General features: G+C 52.1%; 16 protein-coding genes. 7 read left to right on the forward strand and 9 right to left on the reverse strand.

The window, feature by feature from the left end; genetic code table 11:
* Nucleotides 1–135 precede the first annotated feature (135 nt).
* Together ACJ9N4_RS09610 and ACJ9N4_RS09615 are read left to right on the forward strand one after the other, a co-directional pair.
* A complete protein-coding gene (locus ACJ9N4_RS09610; RefSeq protein ID WP_411500429.1) occupies nt 136–1164 on the forward strand; it encodes a Mal regulon transcriptional regulator MalI in 1029 nt (342 codons plus the stop codon).
* A 172-nt stretch (nt 1165–1336) separates the two neighbouring features.
* On the forward strand, nt 1337–1636 hold the full coding sequence (locus ACJ9N4_RS09615) for a DUF1889 family protein (RefSeq protein ID WP_182271242.1): 300 nt from the start codon (nt 1337–1339) through the stop codon (nt 1634–1636).
* Between the two features lie 70 nt (nt 1637–1706).
* On the opposite strand, the gene ACJ9N4_RS09620 is transcribed toward ACJ9N4_RS09615, so the two are convergent.
* Nucleotides 1707–3239 carry a YdgA family protein gene (locus ACJ9N4_RS09620; protein WP_182918525.1) on the reverse strand — a complete coding sequence of 511 codons (1533 nt, stop codon included), beginning with the start codon at nt 3237–3239 and terminating at the stop codon, nt 1707–1709.
* A 99-nt stretch (nt 3240–3338) separates the two neighbouring features.
* Complete coding sequence (gene manA / locus ACJ9N4_RS09625; protein ID WP_182918524.1) at nt 3339–4514, reverse strand: mannose-6-phosphate isomerase; 1176 nt, start codon at nt 4512–4514, stop codon at nt 3339–3341.
* A gap of 197 nt (nt 4515–4711) precedes the next feature.
* Here manA and fumA point away from each other — a divergent pair, with 197 nt between their 5' ends.
* Both fumA and fumC read left to right on the forward strand, forming a co-directional pair.
* On the forward strand, nt 4712–6358 hold the full coding sequence (fumA, locus tag ACJ9N4_RS09630) for a class I fumarate hydratase FumA (protein WP_182271245.1): 1647 nt from the start codon (nt 4712–4714) through the stop codon (nt 6356–6358).
* Nucleotides 6359–6502: 144 nt separating this feature from the next.
* Entirely contained in the window at nt 6503–7897 is a 1395-nt protein-coding gene (fumC, locus tag ACJ9N4_RS09635) for a class II fumarate hydratase (RefSeq protein ID WP_411500430.1), read from the forward strand.
* Here fumC and tus read toward each other — a convergent pair whose 3' ends face one another.
* The 3 genes from tus to ACJ9N4_RS09650 form a co-directional block, all read right to left on the reverse strand.
* The gene (gene tus, locus ACJ9N4_RS09640) at nt 7898–8827 is read right to left on the reverse strand and encodes a DNA replication terminus site-binding protein (protein ID WP_182271247.1); all 930 of its coding nucleotides are present in this window, start codon (nt 8825–8827) and stop codon (nt 7898–7900) included.
* Nucleotides 8828–8901: 74 nt separating this feature from the next.
* Nucleotides 8902–10200 (reverse strand): two-component system sensor histidine kinase RstB, encoded by a 1299-nt coding sequence (gene rstB, locus ACJ9N4_RS09645; RefSeq protein WP_182271248.1) that lies wholly within the window; start codon nt 10198–10200, stop codon nt 8902–8904.
* Nucleotides 10201–10632: 432 nt separating this feature from the next.
* Nucleotides 10633–11517: a transcriptional regulator gene (locus ACJ9N4_RS09650; protein ID WP_411500431.1), complete on the reverse strand. Its 885-nt coding sequence runs from the start codon at nt 11515–11517 to the stop codon at nt 10633–10635.
* Nucleotides 11518–11792: 275 nt separating this feature from the next.
* Between ACJ9N4_RS09650 and ACJ9N4_RS09655 the strand changes: the two genes are divergently transcribed.
* Nucleotides 11793–12251 carry a hypothetical protein gene (locus tag ACJ9N4_RS09655; RefSeq protein ID WP_182918521.1) on the forward strand — a complete coding sequence of 153 codons (459 nt, stop codon included), beginning with the start codon at nt 11793–11795 and terminating at the stop codon, nt 12249–12251.
* Nucleotides 12252–12347: 96 nt separating this feature from the next.
* On the opposite strand, the gene rstA is transcribed toward ACJ9N4_RS09655, so the two are convergent.
* Entirely contained in the window at nt 12348–13064 is a 717-nt protein-coding gene (gene rstA, locus ACJ9N4_RS09660; RefSeq protein ID WP_182271251.1) for a two-component system response regulator RstA, read from the reverse strand.
* 129 nt (nt 13065–13193) lie between these two features.
* Between rstA and ACJ9N4_RS09665 the strand changes: the two genes are divergently transcribed.
* Nucleotides 13194–13529: a GlpM family protein gene (locus ACJ9N4_RS09665; protein ID WP_182271252.1), complete on the forward strand. Its 336-nt coding sequence runs from the start codon at nt 13194–13196 to the stop codon at nt 13527–13529.
* Here the strand turns inward: ACJ9N4_RS09665 and folM are convergent.
* The 3 genes from folM to ydgH form a co-directional block, all read right to left on the reverse strand.
* A complete protein-coding gene (folM, locus tag ACJ9N4_RS09670; protein WP_182918520.1) occupies nt 13526–14248 on the reverse strand; it encodes a dihydromonapterin reductase in 723 nt (240 codons plus the stop codon). The two genes, ACJ9N4_RS09665 and folM, sit on opposite strands and share 4 nt — an antisense overlap.
* A gap of 40 nt (nt 14249–14288) precedes the next feature.
* Nucleotides 14289–15671 carry an amino acid permease gene (locus ACJ9N4_RS09675; protein ID WP_182271254.1) on the reverse strand — a complete coding sequence of 461 codons (1383 nt, stop codon included), beginning with the start codon at nt 15669–15671 and terminating at the stop codon, nt 14289–14291.
* 186 nt (nt 15672–15857) lie between these two features.
* Entirely contained in the window at nt 15858–16802 is a 945-nt protein-coding gene (gene ydgH, locus ACJ9N4_RS09680) for a DUF1471 family protein YdgH (RefSeq protein WP_182271255.1), read from the reverse strand.
* Between the two features lie 535 nt (nt 16803–17337).
* Between ydgH and pntA the strand changes: the two genes are divergently transcribed.
* Nucleotides 17338–18867: a Re/Si-specific NAD(P)(+) transhydrogenase subunit alpha gene (gene pntA / locus ACJ9N4_RS09685; protein WP_182918519.1), complete on the forward strand. Its 1530-nt coding sequence runs from the start codon at nt 17338–17340 to the stop codon at nt 18865–18867.
* Nucleotides 18868–18874: the final 7 nt, after the last annotated feature.

Consider the following 18874-nt stretch of genomic DNA (forward strand, 5'->3'; position numbering starts at 1 on the left):
GCTGCGAGAAGATAAAACGTTTTATCAAAGTTTAGTGCGCGCTAAATCACATTCTCAGGCTTTGACTGGTAGTATAAAGATAACGTTTTGATAAAACGTTTTACCGATCTCATTATCAGGGAGTCACGCCACCACATGGCTGTAGCGAAAAAGATAACCATCAACGATGTCGCGCTGGCGGCGGGCGTTTCTGTTAGCACCGTTTCACTGGTGCTGAGCGGGAAAGGGCGCATCTCTCCCGCGACCGGTCAGCGGGTTAACGAGGCCGTTGAGCAACTGGGCTTTGTGCGTAACCGTCAGGCATCGGCACTGCGCGGCGGGCAAAGTGGCGTGATTGGTTTGATCGTCCGTGACCTGACTTCTCCGTTTTACGCAGAACTGACCGCCGGGTTGACGGAAGCGCTTGAAGCGCAGGGGCGAATGGTCTTTTTACTGCACGGTGGGCGTGAGCCCGATCAACTGCTTCAGCGTCTGGATATGCTGCTGACACAGGGCGTTGACGGAGTGATCATCGCCGGGGCGTCGGGTGTGGGGAGCGAGTTGTGTGAGCGCGCCGCCCAGAAAGGGGTTCCGCTGGTGTTTGCTTCGCGCGCCAGTTATCTGGACGAGGCCGATACGCTGCGTCCGGACAATATGCAGACCGCACAAATGTTGACCGAGCATCTTATTCGACGCGGTCATCAACGCATTGCCTGGCTTGGGGGTAAAAGCTCGTCCCTTACGCGCGCCGAACGGGTGGGCGGTTACTGCGCAACGTTAATCAAATACGGGCTACCGTTCCACAGCGAATGGGTGGTGGAATGCGAATCCAGCCAGAAAAAAGCGGCAGAAGCGATGAGCACATTATTACGTAGCAGCCCGACGATAAGTGCCGTGATTTGCTATAACGACGTGATTGCGATGGGGGCCTGGTTTGGCTTGATCCGCGCCGGGCGTCAGAGCGGTGAGGGCGGTGTTGAAACGTTCTTCGGCCATCAGGTTGCGCTGGGCGCATTTGCCGATGTTGGTGAAAATGCGCTGGACGATCTGCCAATCGTCTGGGCTATCACGCCTGCACGCGAGATGGGTTACACGCTGGCCGACAGGATCATGCAGCGTATCGAGAAAACAGATGTCCTGGCCGGACACCAGATTGTAGCGGCACGGCTGGTGACGGTGAAATAGCGTCCGGCCAATTGCCCCATTCCGCAGGGCGGTAGAAAAAATCTGTCATTCGTACATAGCTCACATTTGACCAACTAAATATGCACTGAATGGAAAAACCTTTTGATTGCTAAGCAAAATTCAGTCCATATTATAGCCTTGTACATATCATGGATAATTTAAGGATAAGAATATGCCAGCGGTAATTGATAAAGCACTGGATTTTATTAATGGAATGAATACATCATCTTCAGCGCCTCACCCGATGGATGAAAGTACGGCTAAGGGCATTTTCAAGTATCTTAATGAGTTAGGGGCTCCGGCCAGTGCAGCTGATGTTTTTGCCCGGGGCGCTCAGGAAGGCTGGAACCCCGGGTTTACGAAAACATTAGCGGGATGGGCAGAACGAATTGAGTCCGGTGAGCGTGTCATTATTAAAAACCCTGAGTACTTTTCGTCCTATATGAAGGAAGAACTGCGTGCACTGGTGTGAACGCAGGGGGTTGGATTCGTATTAATTACCACCCGGCAATAAAAAACCCCTCAAAGAGGGGTTTTTCAGATTACTGCTGTGGTGCAACCGGTTCTGCAGGTGCATCCGGTGCAGCCTGATCCGGGACATCCAGAGCTGGCATACCAAACATCCCGACAAACTCATCCAGCGGCATTTTATCGCCGTTGAGCGTCACCTGGCCGTTGGCATACTGCAGGCTGGCTGAAATGGTGTTGTTTTCCAGCTTCGTGATGCGGAACATCTGGCCCATTGCCGCCAGGCCTTTCACCTGTTGGTTTGCCAGCTTACCGGCATCTTCATCACCGTAACCTTCAAGCTTCGCGACCTGAGTCATCAACTCGGTCGCCATGTCCATCGGGATGGTCAGCTTGCTGTCGAGAGACTTCACGGTGCGATCCACTTCTTCTGCCAGCGTTTGCGGCTCACCGGTTACGGTTGCCGGGTCTTTCAGGAGCAGAGACAGGTTAAAGTTGGTTTCGCCTTTGCTGTTTTTCCAGCTCAGAGGAGCGACGGTGATCGTCGGTTCACCTTTCAGCAGGATTGGCAGATTGTTGAACAACACCGCGATCACCTGTTGCTGATAAACCTCCGGGTTTTGCTGCAGGGCGGTATCAGTCAGCAACGCCTGGCTCTCTTTGCTGTATTTCTGACTAAACTCATGCCACGCCTGGCCGTCGATATTGCCGATTTTCAGCGACAACTTGCCGGTACCCAGATCCTGGTTCTGTACTTTCAGGCTTTTCAGGGTGTAGTCGAGCTGAGTATTGATACTCTTACCGTCTTTAGAAACGTCGGATTTACCGTCCAGATCCATCCCTTCCAGGACAGCCAGCTCTTTGCCTTCAACTGCGATAGCGATCTTATCGACAGAGATTTTCTGGTCGCCGATGCGCTCTTTAAAATCAGTCATCCGGCTGTTGCCGTCGGCTTTCAGGCTATTGAAGGTGAGTTGAACCTTTTGATCGTATTCGTTGACGGCATTAACCTGACCGCTTTGCGCCTCACCTGTCAGTGAGAACACATTTCCATCGCGGTCAGCACCCACATTGAAGTTACCGCCGCTGAAGGTGACCTTCTCGTTACCGTTTTCATAGTTCAGCGCTTTCAGGGCAATATCAGAACTGGTGTCACCGGAATAGCTGATGCGGGTATTAATATCGAAAGGAGATTCATTTTTTGCCAGGTCGAACAACGGCTTCGTTAAATCGTTATTCACCAGTACGGTATGAACCGACGCCATCGACGGGATCAGGTTAAAGGATTTTAACTGCGCCAGCGGGAACGGGCCGTGGCTTACCGTTTCATCCAGCACGACGCTTTGGCCAGGCTTCAGCCAGGCATTTGCGTTACCGGCAACGGGCTTCACAACGACCTGCATATGGCTGCTAAACACGCCACGCTGATAATTCTGATAGCTTAGCTCGACACCTGACTCCGGCGCGCTACGCTTAATTTCGCCGTTAGCCTGCGCCACCATCTCTGCCAGGCGGGTTTCCAGTTGTTTACCGGTAAACCAGGAGGCTCCCGACCAGACCACACCTAAAGCAACAATCACTCCAACCGCTACGACCGATTTTTTCATTGCGACTATCCCTAAAATGAAACCAGGCGGTAGAGACCGCCTGGTGATATAAAGTCTGCAACTAGCTTAGCAAGAGTTGTTAAGAAATTCAGTAAGTGCTTATAGCTTATTGAAAACACGCGCCAGACGGCCAGTGCCACTAATGCCGATCGGAGATTCATTTGCCGCAACAAATGCCGACTCGCCCGGTTTCAGCACCAGGCGTTGTTCTCCCTTATGCAATACCGCTTCGCCCTCCACGCAGAACAGAATAGCAGCGCTCTCCTGAGCAACCGGTGTTTCTGTTGCGCTCAGATCGTGCAGCGAGAAGGCAAAATCATCCACCGGGATCGGGAAGTCCAGCTCTGTACCATTTTTGACCGGCTGGGTCAGCAGCTCAGCAGCAGGTTTTGCCACGAACTTGACGTTAGCCACCAGTTCAGGGATGTCGATGTATTTTGGCGTCAGACCCGCGCGCAGGACGTTATCAGAGTTAGCCATCACCTCCAGCGCCACACCCTGCAGGTAGGCGTGCGGAGTCTCGGCAAACAGGAACATTGCTTCGCCCGGGTTCAGCTTCACCACGTTCAGCAGCAGCGGGGAGAACAGGCCGCTGTCGTCCGGGTAGAACTCAGAAATGACACGAATGGTATCCCACGGCTCACCCTGTTGGCTGTTGAGGGCTGCTTTCAGCACTGCCAGCGCGTGAGTTTTTTCCTCACCCTGCATGTTAAGCAGGCTGGCGAACAGTTGGCTCAGACTTTCTGCATTCGGGTTTTCGAGGAAGTGCGAAATAGCGCTGTTGGCACCTGAAACCGGCTGCAGCAGAGTGATAATCTCTGAGAATTCGCGGAACGCGTTCATCGCCAGGAAGGGGGTGAGGGCGAAGACCAGTTCCGGTTTATGGTTCGGATCTTTGTAGTTTCGCTCGGCGGCGTCTAACGGGATACCCGCTGCGTTCTCTTTCGCAAAACCCATTTCAGACGCTTTTTTGTTTGGATGTACCTGGATGGAGAGCGGCTGGTCGGCGCACAGCACTTTAAACAGGAACGGCAGTTCGCCAAAACGGCTGGCAACCTTGCTGCCCAGGAGTGTAGCTTTGTCAGCATCAATCACGTCACGCAGACTTTGTACCTGGCCGTTTGCGTCCTCAATTTTTGAGCTGCTCTTCGGGTGTGCGCCCATCCACAGCTCTGCCATCGGCAGATTGCCTGGATTCGCGATCCCGTAGAGATCCGTTAACGCAGTTTTACTTCCCCAGGCGTAGTTTTGCACTGAGTTGATGAGTTTTTGCATTATCAAGCCCTGATTCAAATGTGAAATAAACTTCGGGTATTAAAGCAATAAACCGCACGGAAGTAACCTGCGCATGTAAAAAGTCGTACTAGTCTCAGTTTTTGTTAAAAAATTGTGTAGGATAAGCTAACTCGCTTTTAAGCGGGCAGCGGAACATCTGCCCAAATAATCAGACTGAAGCAGTAAGTGAGAGAACAATGTCGACCAAACCCTTTTATTATCAGGATCCTTTCCCCCTCAGTAAGGATCATACCGAGTATTACCTGTTAACCCGCGATCACGTTTCTGTTTCTGAGTTCGAAGGACAGGAGATCCTCAAAGTGGATCCGCAAGCGCTGACGTTACTGGCGCAGCACGCTTTCCACGATGCCTCGTTTATGCTCCGCCCCGCACACCAGCAGCAGGTTGCTGATATCCTGAGTGACCCGCAGGCCAGCGAAAACGACAAGTACGTGGCCCTGCAGTTCCTGCGTAACTCCGATATCGCGGCAAAAGGCATTCTGCCAACCTGCCAGGACACCGGCACGGCGATCATCGTCGGTAAAAAAGGCCAGCGCGTCTGGACGGGCGGCGGCGATGAAGCGGCGCTGGCGCACGGTGTTTACAACACCTACACCGAAGACAACCTGCGCTACTCTCAGAACGCGGCGCTGGACATGTACAAAGAGGTTAACACCGGCACCAACCTGCCAGCGCAGATTGATCTCTACAGCGTTGACGGTGACGAATACAAATTCCTCTGCATCGCCAAAGGTGGCGGTTCAGCTAACAAAACTTACCTCTACCAGGAAACCAAAGCGCTGCTCACGCCGGGCAAGCTGAAGAGCTATCTGGTTGAGAAAATGCGCACCCTCGGCACTGCGGCGTGCCCGCCGTACCATATCGCGTTTGTGATTGGCGGTACGTCAGCAGAAAGCACCCTGAAAACGGTGAAGCTGGCCTCGACCAAATATTACGACGGCCTGCCAACGGAAGGGAACGAGCACGGTCAGGCGTTCCGCGATGTTCAGCTCGAACAGGAACTGTTACAGGAAGCGCAGAATCTGGGGCTTGGCGCGCAGTTTGGCGGTAAATACTTCGCCCACGATATCCGCGTTGTTCGTCTGCCGCGCCACGGCGCATCCTGTCCGGTAGGGATGGGCGTCTCTTGCTCAGCGGATCGTAACATCAAGGCGAAGATCAACCGCGAAGGCGTCTGGATCGAAAAACTGGAGAACAACCCGGGCAAGTATATTCCTGAAGCACTGCGTAAAGCGGGTGAGGGCGAAGCAGTGCGCGTCGACCTGAACCGTCCGATGAGTGACATTCTGGCGCAGCTTTCTCAGTATCCGGTTTCGACACGACTCTCCCTGAACGGGACGATTATCGTGGGGCGCGACATTGCGCATGCGAAGCTGAAAGAGCGTCTGGATAACGGTGAAGGTCTGCCGCAGTACATTAAAGATCACCCAATCTATTATGCAGGCCCGGCGAAAACCCCGGAAGGTTATGCCTCTGGTTCGTTAGGCCCAACCACCGCAGGTCGTATGGACTCTTACGTTGACCAGCTTCAGGCCAACGGCGGCAGCATGATCATGCTCGCGAAAGGTAACCGTAGCCAGCAGGTCACGGATGCGTGCCATAAGCATGGCGGCTTCTATCTGGGCAGCATCGGCGGCCCGGCAGCGGTGCTGGCACAGGGCAGTATCAAGAGCCTGGAGTGCGTGGAATACCCGGAACTGGGTATGGAAGCTATCTGGAAAATTGAAGTGGAAGACTTCCCGGCGTTTATCCTGGTGGATGACAAAGGCAATGACTTCTTCAAACAGATCCAGTCTTCGCAGTGTTCGGCGTGCGTGAAGTAGTTTGACAAATACCGGGTGGTGCTAACGCCACCCGGTACATTAAAGAGCGCACAAAGCGCCATACAGTAATTCAAAAGCCATCAATACTTATCTCTTAAGCATGTGAGCAATGTTCCCAACTTCATTGTTATCAAGGAGAAAGTAATGACAACGATACGCCGTGAGAAAGACTCAATGGGCGCAATCGACGTCCCGGCTGACAAGCTATGGGGCGCGCAAACCCAGCGTTCGCTGGAGCATTTCCGTATTTCGACTGAGAAAATGCCCGTCTCGTTGATTCAGGCGCTGGCGCTGACCAAACGCGCTGCAGCCAAAGTGAATCAGGATTTAGGCCTGCTGTCGGCAGACAAAGCCACCGCCATCATCAATGCCGCCGACGAAGTGCTGGCAGGCAAACACGGCGACGAATTCCCCCTTGCCATCTGGCAGACCGGCTCTGGTACTCAGAGCAACATGAACATGAACGAAGTGCTGGCGAACCGGGCAAGCGAACTGCTGGGCGGTGTGCGCGGTATGGAGCGCAAGGTTCACCCGAACGATGACGTCAACAAGAGCCAAAGTTCTAACGATGTGTTCCCGACGGCGATGCACGTGGCAGCGGTGATTGCTATCCGTGAACAGCTGATCCCGCAACTGAACGTGCTTAAGACCACGCTTAACGAGAAAGCGCTGACCTTTCGCGATATCGTTAAAATCGGCCGCACGCACCTGCAGGATGCCACCCCTCTGACGCTCGGCCAGGAGATTTCCGGCTGGGTTGCCATGCTCGAACACAACCTGAAGCACATTGATTACAGCCTGCCACATCTGGCGGAACTGGCTCTGGGCGGTACGGCAGTGGGTACCGGGTTAAACACCCATCCGGAGTACGCCGTGCGCGTTGCCGCAGAGCTGGCAAAAATCACCGGGCAGCCGTTTGTCACCGCGCCGAATAAATTCGAAGCGCTGGCGACCTGTGATGCGCTGGTTCATACCCACGGTGCGTTAAAAGGGCTGGCAGCCTCGCTGATGAAAATTGCTAACGACGTGCGCTGGCTGGCCTCTGGCCCGCGCTGCGGTATTGGCGAAATCAGCATTCCGGAAAATGAACCGGGTAGCTCCATCATGCCCGGGAAAGTGAACCCGACCCAGTGTGAAGCCATGACCATGCTCTGCTGTCAGGTGATGGGCAACGATGTGGCCGTCAATATGGGCGGGGCATCCGGTAACTTTGAGTTGAATGTCTACCGCCCAATGGTGATCCACAACGTGCTGCAGTCAGTACGCTTGCTGGCGGACGGAATGGAGAGCTTCAATGAGCACTGTGCGGTGGGTATTGGGCCGAATCGCGAGCGCATCAGTCAGTTGCTCAACGAATCCCTGATGCTGGTGACGGCGCTCAATACCCATATCGGTTACGACAAAGCCGCCGAGATTGCCAAAAAAGCGCACAAAGAGGGGCTTACGCTAAAAGCGTCTGCGCTGGCGCTGGGCTACCTGACAGACGCCGAATTTGATGCCTGGGTACGCCCGGAAGCAATGGTCGGAAGCCTGACGTAATCACTCTGCAACATACAGGTGCAGCCGGGGAATAATCAGCTGCAGCGGCTGCGCCTGAGGTTTATAGCGATGCTGGACGTTTTCAGCATCGTAATTCAACAGTTCACCAATGTCCGGTACCACCGCCCCCCGGTCGTCATCATAAAGCGCAATTAACGGCGTCGGGCAGGCATACTGCACCTGCTTTTGCTGCCCGGAATACCAGACGCGGGCGATAGGCTGCACCTTCACCGGACGCTTTATCTTGAGACGCGTTTTCGCCGGTAACGAGGCGATGCTGTGATACTCCTGCTCCAGACGCTCAATCCACTGCTCACGCGACCACGGAGCCACCGTTCGTGGGGCTTTCAGGCTTTTTTCCAGTTGTGCCAGGATCTCATCGCGGGTGAAGTTTTTAATGATGTGCTTGTTCGCCCAGCCAAAACGAAGCGTGGCAGGGTGGTGCAGTACCGTCAGGGTGCGATAGGCATTGAGGGTGATTAAGCCCGGAAGCTGGCGGTGTACCCATTCAAAACGGGCGGCTGGGGCGAGGCCTGACTCTTCGGTGACAATCTTTTCAAACGTCGCTTTTAGCGTGTTGATATGCGCAATGTGGGCTTCCAGCGCTTCGCGCGTTGCAACGTCGGTTTGCAGGCAGATAACACCAGGCAAGCGCACGGCTGCCTTGCTGCTGCGGTTTTCTGACTGCTGCTGGATAAACAGGTGACGATAGTGTTGCATCACCAGTTCCATCGCCGCGTTGCCGATATGCTGCTTCACCGCAATGGTTTCCAGCGGATCGTGCTCAGCGCCTTTTACCACATCGGGCAGGGTAAAGACGCGTGCGGCTAACAGACGACAGGTCTGCAAACGCTCTGTCAGGGTAAGCAGGTTGTGTTCTGTTTCCCGGAAAGTGGTGTTCAGCCTTTCGATGAGATCGTACGTTGCCATGTTAGCCTCTCATTAGTTACAACATACTTACGGTATAACACAGCACGCCGGGTCCGACCAGCGTGCGGTTAAGGTCAGGCAGGAACGGGAAGCGTAATGTTATGGTACACCGGCCAGCTAAAACAGAAGCGCGCACCGCCGAGTTCGCTTGCTTCACAGTGAACCGTGCCGCCCATCGCCTGAGCGATTGAGTAGACGATTGCCAGCCCCAGGCCACATCCTCCCGTCGCGCGATCGCGGCTGGGATCAAGGCGTACAAACGGCTCGAAAATAGTTTCACGTTCTTCCGGAGCGATACCAGGGCCGTCATCATCAACCGTCAGGCTGGCCTGATTCCCCTGCAAATCCAGACCAATATGCAGCGTGCTTTCGCTATAGCGCATGGCGTTGTTCATCAGGTTATCCAGCACGCGCTCCATCAGACGCATATCCAGCGCGCCATAATCGCCAGGCGTGATCGTCGTCATCAGCGCGCGTTGCGGGTTCACGCTTTGTACATCATCAATATGGGTTTGCAGCCAGACGGGCAAATCCGGTGTGCTGAGATTCAGCTCGTTTTGCGGCCGATCGAGGCGGGCATAGGTCAGCAGTTCTTCAATCAGTGCTTCAAGCTGGCCGATATCGCGGTTCAGCGCCTGAGACTCTGCCTCAGTCAGGTTCTCGCTCATCTCCAGGCGGTAGCGCAGGCGTACCAGCGGGGTGCGTAGCTCGTGGGCAATGCCGTCGATCAGTTGCTTCTTACTGGCAATCAACGCATTAATGTTATCGGCCATCTGGTTAAAGGCCACCCCAAGCCGGTCAAAGCTGGAACCGCTGTCGAAGTGAATGCGTTCGGTAAGATGCCCCTCACCGAAACGCTGTGCAGCCGATTCCAGTTTCAGCATGTCCTGCCAGTGCGGTCTCATCCAGATAAAGACCGGGAAAGCCAGCGAAATGGCAATAAATGCCATCAACGCCATGTCCAGCAGGCGCATCTGGTGCAGATAATAAAGATAGGGCACCGGCCCCACGGCCAGCACGTAGTGGCTGCGCGGAATGCGCTGGATGAAGGTATATTTCTCGTCCAGCGCCACAATGTCGCCGTCACTCAGACGCTGCATGGCTCGCGGCGCTAAATCGAAATCCTTCATCGGCTCAATGCGCAAATCAAAGGACAGATTGAGATCCAGTTCTTTTAAGGTTTTGGCCCATTCGTGCGGCGGAATTTCACGTAGTTCGCTTCGCATCAGGTAAAGCGAGCTTTTCATCAAATCATCCAGCGACTGTCTGCCCGCTCGTTCGGCGGTGAATTTATAGACCAGCCCAACCAGCATCGTCATCACCAGGAAGCAGACAAACAGCAAAAGATAAAACTGGATAAACAGCTTTTTCATTAAAAACCACCGAACAATCAATTTGTTAACTACATGGCTCTTACCTTAAGGGGCACGATGGTGGATTGACATCTCCACCAGCGCGCAGGCTCAGGAACGAGACCTGATCGCCATCCAGGGCATTATCCAGGCTGAGTATACGTGAAAACTACCCCGGCGTTTCCATGTCGCTATGAAAACAGGGTTTACTCCGGGTGACAACATTCAGCACGCGGACGTATGACATAAATCGCGCAGGAAGAAAGAAGCGAATGAATATTTTACACGTTATCTGGAGAGGTAAATGAGTGATCACGAAGATATGACCATGAGGAGTGGCGCAGTTGAGTATTCCGGGGGCATAGCACGGTGATTTGCAATCAATGAACGTTTTAGTGATGCCGTGCGGCATGACATCACTTCAGCTAACTCTTCGAGCGGGTATTTATATGTTTAAAATACGCGTCTTAATGGCAGAACGTCGCACCATTGTCTTTTATACTCCATGCCCTTAAATAACTTCCCAAGGGAGAATATGATTTTTTTATTTTCGCTCTGACAGATCTCTTTGGCTCGGGTGTAGTTCTCCCAGAGCAAAATACTTCCTGCCCCTATTTCATTGTATTGAGGGTCATACCCTCCGTTTATGTCATCGAAATAAATCCACTCGGGGCATTCAGACTTAAGAATTAAGTCAATTGCTATGATTTCTTTATTGATGGAAAGGGCGGAGCCAAAAATCATAGGTCTGAATTTTTCAATGGCATCAAGCAAATTTTTCCTGGGGAATGGTCGGATTTTTCCACTCCAGCGTGCATTAAATAACTTTATATATGCGTCGCTGATCATCTCTGATGAAAGACTTTGTATGTCTATTATTTCTCCGCCAAGTTTCAGAAAACGGTTTCGTTCACCATTTCTTTTCCTGATGGTTTTTTTGGAGAACTCTGGCTTCATATGACATATTTCATCATTTAATATTTTGTTGCCAAAGGAGTTAATGAACGAATTTTTCTGCAATGGGGATAGCTTTTTTGTTTTAAATGGCAAGGCCAATTTACAATCTGGTGCGCTTGGCAATATAATGTCTTCAAAAACAAACGGATATGATTTTGAGTAGAGACTCAGGGAATCGTTAACAGAGTAAGTTGACGAAACCACTGCGCCATTTTTTCTTTTGCAGAAAAACTTAATCTTTTTTTCTTGTTTAGCGGCCAGATAAGTCAGTACGTCTGGATGTGTGCATACACTCCCTCCATATATAGAGTAAGCATGGCTGTAAGTATTAAGGTCACACTCTTCCCATCCAAAAATGTAGCGTCTCACTGTCTTATCCAAATGTTACCCTGAGAAAGATGTATTTATACTCTGATAAATGATGCAACAAGTAAATCAACAAATGAGGGTTGTTTATAATGTGTTTAAGAGTCGATGCAAACAAAAACTTAGCATGCTATATATTCGTTCGTTGCCAGACTGTATTTCATTGAAAAAGTTCCCTGAGTTTGAGTTAAAAATAAACGATTTAGCTTTTGTCGCAAGTGGTGTTGATGAAAACGAAATGATCTGATGTAATAATAAACACTGTCAATTAGTGGATTGGTATTGTACTAATGGCTAAAGCTGATCACGTTACTCTTTTAGAATTCATGTGGATACACAATAAATTAAACGAAAGCTCAACAACGTGGGCTGATTTATGGATTGCACTCTTTATGTTGAAGGCTGAATGTAAAAGGGTCATATGTATAAAGTACAGTGATATTGAGAATAACCTTTTACATTTGTCCGCAACCCCAAAATTTGCGAAAAGGATCGTTAAACTGAATGATGTTGTTCGTAATTTAATTCAGCGTAGAAAAGAAAGATATCCTGATGATATTTATGTGTTTCAAAGCAAATCAAATCGAGTTAAGGGGAATGTAAAACCCGTGACCGCAACAGCCATGAACATGGCCCTGAAAGAAGCGGCAAAACACATAACCGGGAAAAACGTCAGCATGAAAAGTGCGCTAAATATCATTGGATCAGGGGCACGAAAAAGTGCGTACCCGCGCTTCTGTGTCCGGTGATCATCCAATGCTAACCCTTTGAAACCAGGGGAACCCCCAGTTTTGATGGCGTCAGGAAGACGCCGTACGCTTAAACGGTTTCGGATAACAACGTCATCAGGTTTCCCAGGCGTGGGGGGCGAACAGATAACCCTTGTTACGCACGGTTTTAATGCGGTACGGCTCCGTGGCGTTATCCAGCAGCTTCTTGCGCAGGCGCGAAATAGCGACGTCAACGCTGCGATCCATCCCGTCGTAACTGACTCCACGCAGGTTCTTCAGCAGAGCATCCCTGTCCATAATTTGCCCGGCATGGGTCGCCAGCTCCCATAGCAGGTCAAAATCAGCCGTGGAGAGGGCAATAAGTTCTCCGGAAAGCAGTACCTGACGGTTGATTGGATCGATGGACAACGTACCAAAACGCATGGCTTTATGCGGTGTCAGAGACGGAGCAGGCGCTTCACGCTCAATGCTGGCACGTTGACGCAAATGAAGACGCAAACGGGCAAGCAGCACGGCAGGAGGCGTGGTTTTCAAAATGTAGTCGCTGGCACCCATTTCCAGAGACAGGATATGGTTCATATCGCTGTCCAGAGAGGTCAGCAACACAATCGGGCCATCCCACTGGCTGCGCAAATCGCGGCAAAGCGTCATACCATCTTTACCGGGCAGCATGATATCCAGCAGCACCAGATCCGGGTTTTCTCGTACCACCACCTCTTCAGCGCGATCGCCGCGAGGCTCAACGATAACGTCCATATCATGCTTACCCAGATAGGCGGCGATCAATTGCCCGACTTCGGGTTCATCTTCAACATAAACAATCTTATTCATACAGCATCTGTTATCGCGAAAAAATCCAACATACACCGCACAACCTTAACCTTCCATTAATCTTTCAAAATTAACGTCAATTCCGCTATTCTGGGTTCATATTGTTATTTGATTGTTATGGGAAAAAGCATGGGACTGGTGATTAAAGCCGCGCTGGGGGCGCTGGTGGTGTTACTGATTGGTGTTCTGGCAAAAACGAAAAACTACTATATTGCCGGGCTGATCCCCCTGTTCCCGACCTTTGCGCTGATTGCGCACTATATTGTGGCTTCTGAACGGGGAACGGAAGCGCTGCGTGCCACCATTGTATTCGGCATGTGGTCAATCATCCCTTACTTTCTCTATCTGCTGTCGCTGTGGTATTTCACCGGGTTTCTGCGTCTCCCTCTGGCGCTGGGCGGGGCGGTCGTGTGCTGGAGCCTCAGCGCCTGGGTGTTGATCTTTTTCTGGAGCCGTTTCCACTAGCGCAGTGGGCGTCCACCGTCCACCGCGAATGTTCTGCCGGTGACGTAGCAGCTGGTGAGCAGGTAATCGACAAGATCGATCACCTCTTTTTCGCCGGGAGCGATTTTCATCAGCGATTTGTTCAGCGCCTGCTGGCGATACTCAGCGTCATCATTCTCGTTGAATAAAATCATCGCCGGGGCGATGGCGTTCACTTTGACCTCGGGTGCCAGCTTGCGGGCAAATGAGCGCGTCATATTATCCAGCGCGGCTTTACTGGCTGCATAGGCGATGTGCTTGTCGCTTCCTCGCTCTACGACATAATCGGTGAAATGGATAATATCACCAGCGGCATGGCCGTGGCCGCGCAGCAGATCCTGCAGGGCATGGTTCAGCAGATACGGGGCGTTAACGTGGATCTGCAGCATGCTGGAGAGCGTTTCGCTGAGCGGTATACCGGGCTGTTCCGCCTGCCATGCGCTGGCGTTATGGATGATTGCCCGCAGACCATCGGTCGTGGATTTCACCTTTTCGGCGAAGGCCAGAATGCCTTCATCGGTTGAAAAATCAGCCTGAATGCAGACAGCGCCGGCTTTTCGTAGCCCTTCAATAGAAGGATATTCCCGGCGGTAACTGATGATTACCGGATGGCGAAGGTTAAGAAAGTGATGGGCGAGGGCGAGGCCGATGCGACGGCCTGCACCCGTAATCAGTATTGGGCGTTGCTTATCGTTTCCCATCGTATTCTCCTTTTTCAGTTCAACAATGGGAAAGACAGTGCTATCCCATTAACATCCACGTGGCCGGTACGGCAGCAGCCAGCAACAGTCCGATAAAAGCCATTTCACGGCGCTTGAGCGCGTTCTCCAGCTGATGTGTGCGGCGTGCATAGATAAACACCAGCAGACCCGGCGCGTACAGCACCACCGACAGCAGCAGGTGCATAGGGCCGGAAGCATACAACAACCATAGCCCGTAAATACAGGCTCCGACACCAACGGCATAGTGCTCAGGGCGCGTGGCGATTTTTAACAAATACGCACCCACCAGGAAATAGGGTACCAGAATCATCTCAGAGGCGATGGTCAGCAGGGTGTTATAGTCTGAACCTGTGAGCCAGATCAGCACCAGACAGACCTGAACGCTGATGTTGGTCAGCCAGAGTGACGCAGATGGCGCACTGTTTTTATTCTGACGCGCAAATAAGCGCGGAAACGCTTTATGCGTGGCGGCAAGGTATGGCACTTCTGCGGCCATAATTGTCCAGCTCAGATATGCTCCGCTGACGGAAACAATCAGCCCGGCAGCAATCACCACATCGCCCCAGGAGCCGAGCATTTTCACCATCAATCCAGCCATCGACGGGTTACGCATTTCTGCCAGCTCAGGACGTGCAACCACACCCAGCGACAGCAGCGTCACCAGCAGATAAACGCCCAGTGCCGCCAGTACGGCCAGCAGGGTGGCACGACCCACATCGCGCTTGTTGCGTGCGCGCGCGGAAACCACGACCGCACCTTCAACGCCGATGAACACCCACAGGGTAATCAGCATCGTGTTTTTCACCTGCTCCCAGACGGGTACACCCAGCGCGATACCGGTGAAATCAAGCTTAAACACGTCAAGACGGAACGCAATAAACGCCAGCACGATAAACAGACCGAGAGGAACCAGCTTAGCCAGTGTTGCCACCAGGTTGATGCTGGCGGCCGTCTGGACACCGCGTAAAACCAGCCAGTGAACGACCCACAGGAGTACCGAGGCACCCACAATAGACTGCCAGGTATTACCATCACCGAAAAAACGCAGTTCAGGGGTATCGGTAAAGAAACTGAGCGCCGAGAAAACGATCACCAGGTAGGAGACGTTAGCGATCACCGCGCATAGCCAGTATCCCCATGCGGAACAGAAGCCAATCAGTTCCCCGAAGCCTTCACGGGCATAGGTGAAAATACCGCCATCCAGATCCGGGCGAATGCGGGTGAGCAGCAGCATGGCGAATGCCAGCAGCAATATTCCGGCCCCCGTGATGCCCCAGCCAATGAGTAACGCAGCAGGGCTTGCGACTGCCGCCATATTCTGCGGCAAACTGAATACACCTGCACCCAGCATTGAGCTTAAAACGAGTGCAGTTAAAGCACTCAGGCCAAGTTTCTTTTCCATTGGCTTCCTGTTATGAAAAGTCCAAATCCAGAATAATTATTTCGCACAGGCGCATAAAAATGGTGGATCACACTAAGGCGCGGGATTTTACGGAGTGTCACGAAAGCATGCAATGACGTGCGGCAGAAATTCAAAGAAAAGTTACAAAAAAAGGCGGCATTGCGCCGCCTTCGTTAAATGGTTTTATTACTTGTACAGATCGGCACTGATGGTGACGTTGTTACCACGTTCCTGCCATTGGCGGGTGATGTGGTAATATTTAGCCCCTTTCTTCGCAGCACGCTTCGCCACCTGGTAAGAGACTTCCGTCATGTTACCGTAGTTGCCGGTAAACTTGATGCTGTCGAATGGTACCATCTGAGCCGCTGTGGTTTTGTTCAGCTCTTCAATTTTGGTACCGTCTGGCAGGGTAACAGAGTAGCGACCACCTTTAGTGGATTGTGTTTCAAAGAAACGGCCCACTTCAGCACTTGGTGCTGCAGAGGTTGCTACGCCAGGAATTTCAACTTTCTTCGCTTCTTCGCCGCCTTTCGCTATTGCCGCGCGGCCTGCATCAGAGTCAGCCGGGATGGCATCCGGGCTTTGCAGAACGCGTTTTTTCGCATCTTCTTTATAGACGAACGCGGTAATACGCTGGTTGCCGCCCTGGTTAGCATCGACCTGGCGCACGATGTAGAAAGAGTAAGCCCCTTTCTCTTTCGCGGCTTTGGTGATGGCATCGTTCACTTCAGGCTGGCTGCGATAGAAACCCTGAACGGTAACGGTATCGTATGGTTCCAGTTCAATCGCCTGATCTTTTGGCAGCTCAACGATGCCGTTAATCACACGATTTTTCGGCGCATCAGCTTTTGGCGCATTGTCTTTAAACAGCGCGATGGTGACACGCTGGTTACCGCTGTTGCCATAATCAGACTGGTCAACGACGTAAAACGAGGCCGCACCATTTTTATCGGCGGCTTTTGATGCGGCGGCGACGGCATCGCCAATGGAGTTATAACGACCCACAATGACCGTATGGTCAAAAGGTTTTAACGCTGCCGCTTGCTCCGGCGTTAACTCTGTCGCGGCATTCGCAGACAGGGCGGTCGCAGAAAGAAGTGCGGACGCCAGGAGTGTGTTCTTAAGCTTCATAAAAATAATCCTTCGCCTTGCGCAAACCATGTACTGGTATTGTTGTTTATTTGAGACGGTCCCGATTATGGCATTTAAAACCCGTCGCTGTCTGCGCCATTTTTCACAGCCAGTGCTTACCGGATGACAAGATTCGATAACATTTGGTGATATGTTGAAAAAACAGACGTTTGACAAGTAAAACTGATAAAGCTTATGACTTTTACAAGTTAATTTAATGTTAATAAGTTGATCTCTTATGGCGCTATATCATGTTTTTACCGCTTCGCTTGCACGTTTTATCGGTTCCAGCGCTGAATTTAAGGTAAATATCTCTGTCAGCGACGCCGATCACTTATTTTTCACAGATAAAGTAAGAAATAGTGTTTTCTGGCGGTAGATCACGGGCGCTATTTTCAGTAGGTTATAGAAAGTTTGTTACTGTTTTATTTTCCGGGGTTAATCATGTGTCGTCGCTCTCATGCTGGCGAAAATTGATACAAACCACGGGCGTTTATCGACAAACCATCATCAAAAACCGATGGAAGGGAAAACTATGCGTATTGGGGTACCAAAAGAACGGTTTGCCAATGAAACCCGCGTAGCGGCAACACCGAAAACGGTGGAGCAACTGCTTAAACTGGGTTTTACCGTCGCAGTTGAAAGCGGCGCGGGCAAACTGGCGAGTTTTGACGACGAGGCCTTTATTCAGGCGGGTGCGGAAGTGGTGGACGGTGCTGAAGTCTGGCTGTCTCCCGTCATTCTGAAGGTGAATGCACCGGAAGAGAGTGAGATTGAACTGCTGAATCCAGGCACGACGCTTGTGAGCTTCATCTGGCCTGCGCAAAATCCTGAGCTGATGGAGAAGCTGGCGGCACGCGGTGTGACCGTGATGGCGATGGACTCTGTACCGCGTATTTCGCGCGCACAGTCTCTGGATGCCCTGAGCTCAATGGCAAACATCGCGGGTTACCGCGCTATTGTTGAGGCGGCACATGAGTTTGGCCGCTTCTTTACCGGTCAAATCACCGCTGCGGGTAAAGTACCTCCGGCGAAAGTGATGGTGATTGGTGCGGGCGTGGCAGGTCTTGCAGCGATTGGCGCGGCAAACAGCCTGGGCGCTATTGTTCGTGCATTTGATACCCGTCCGGAAGTGAAGGAACAAGTGCAAAGTATGGGTGCTGAGTTCCTTGAACTGGACTTCAAGGAAGAAGCGGGCAGCGGTGATGGCTACGCGAAGGTGATGTCCGAAGCCTTTATCAAAGCGGAAATGGAACTCTTTGCCGCACAGGCAAAAGAGGTCGACATTATTGTCACCACGGCGCTTATCCCAGGTAAACCGGCACCGAAGCTGATCACTCGTGAAATGGTTGACTCCATGAACCCGGGAAGCGTGATTGTTGATCTGGCGGCGCAAAACGGTGGTAACTGTGAATACACCGTACCGAACCAGGTGACCACCACCGCCAACGGTGTCAAGGTGATCGGTTATACCGACCTGCCTGGCCGTCTGCCAACGCAGTCTTCTCAGCTGTACGGTACCAACCTCGTTAACCTGCTGAAACTGCTCTGCAAAGAGAAAGACGGTAATGTCGTTGTTGATTTTGACGATGTCGTGGTGCGTGGCGTCACGGTTGTGCGCGAAGGTGAAATTACCTGGCCTGCACCACCTATTCAGGTTTCAGCTCAGCCTCAGGCTGCACCAAAAGCGGCTCCAGAGCCAAAAGAGCCCGCTAAGCCAGCTTCTCCGTGGCGTAAATACGCAATCATGGCGCTGGTGATTATTCTGTTTGGCTGGCTGGCCAATGTCGCGCCGAAAGAGTTCCTCGGTCACTTTACCGTCTTCGCGCTCTCCTGCGTGGTGGGTTACTACGTCGTGTGGAACGTGTCCCATGCGCTGCATACGCCGCTGATGTCGGTCACCAACGCCATCTCGGGGATTATCGTGGTGGGTGCGTTGCTGCAAATTGGGCACGGCGGCTGGATTAGCTTCCTGAGTTTTGTCGCGGTGCTGATCGCCAGTATCAATATTTTCGGTGGTTTCACCGTGACTCAGCGCATGCTGAAAATGTTTCGTAAAGGCTAAGGGGTAG

The sequence above is a fragment of the Enterobacter sp. LM3 genome (genome assembly GCF_046622475.1).
In the GTDB taxonomy this organism is placed as follows: domain Bacteria; phylum Pseudomonadota; class Gammaproteobacteria; order Enterobacterales; family Enterobacteriaceae; genus Enterobacter; species Enterobacter cloacae_P.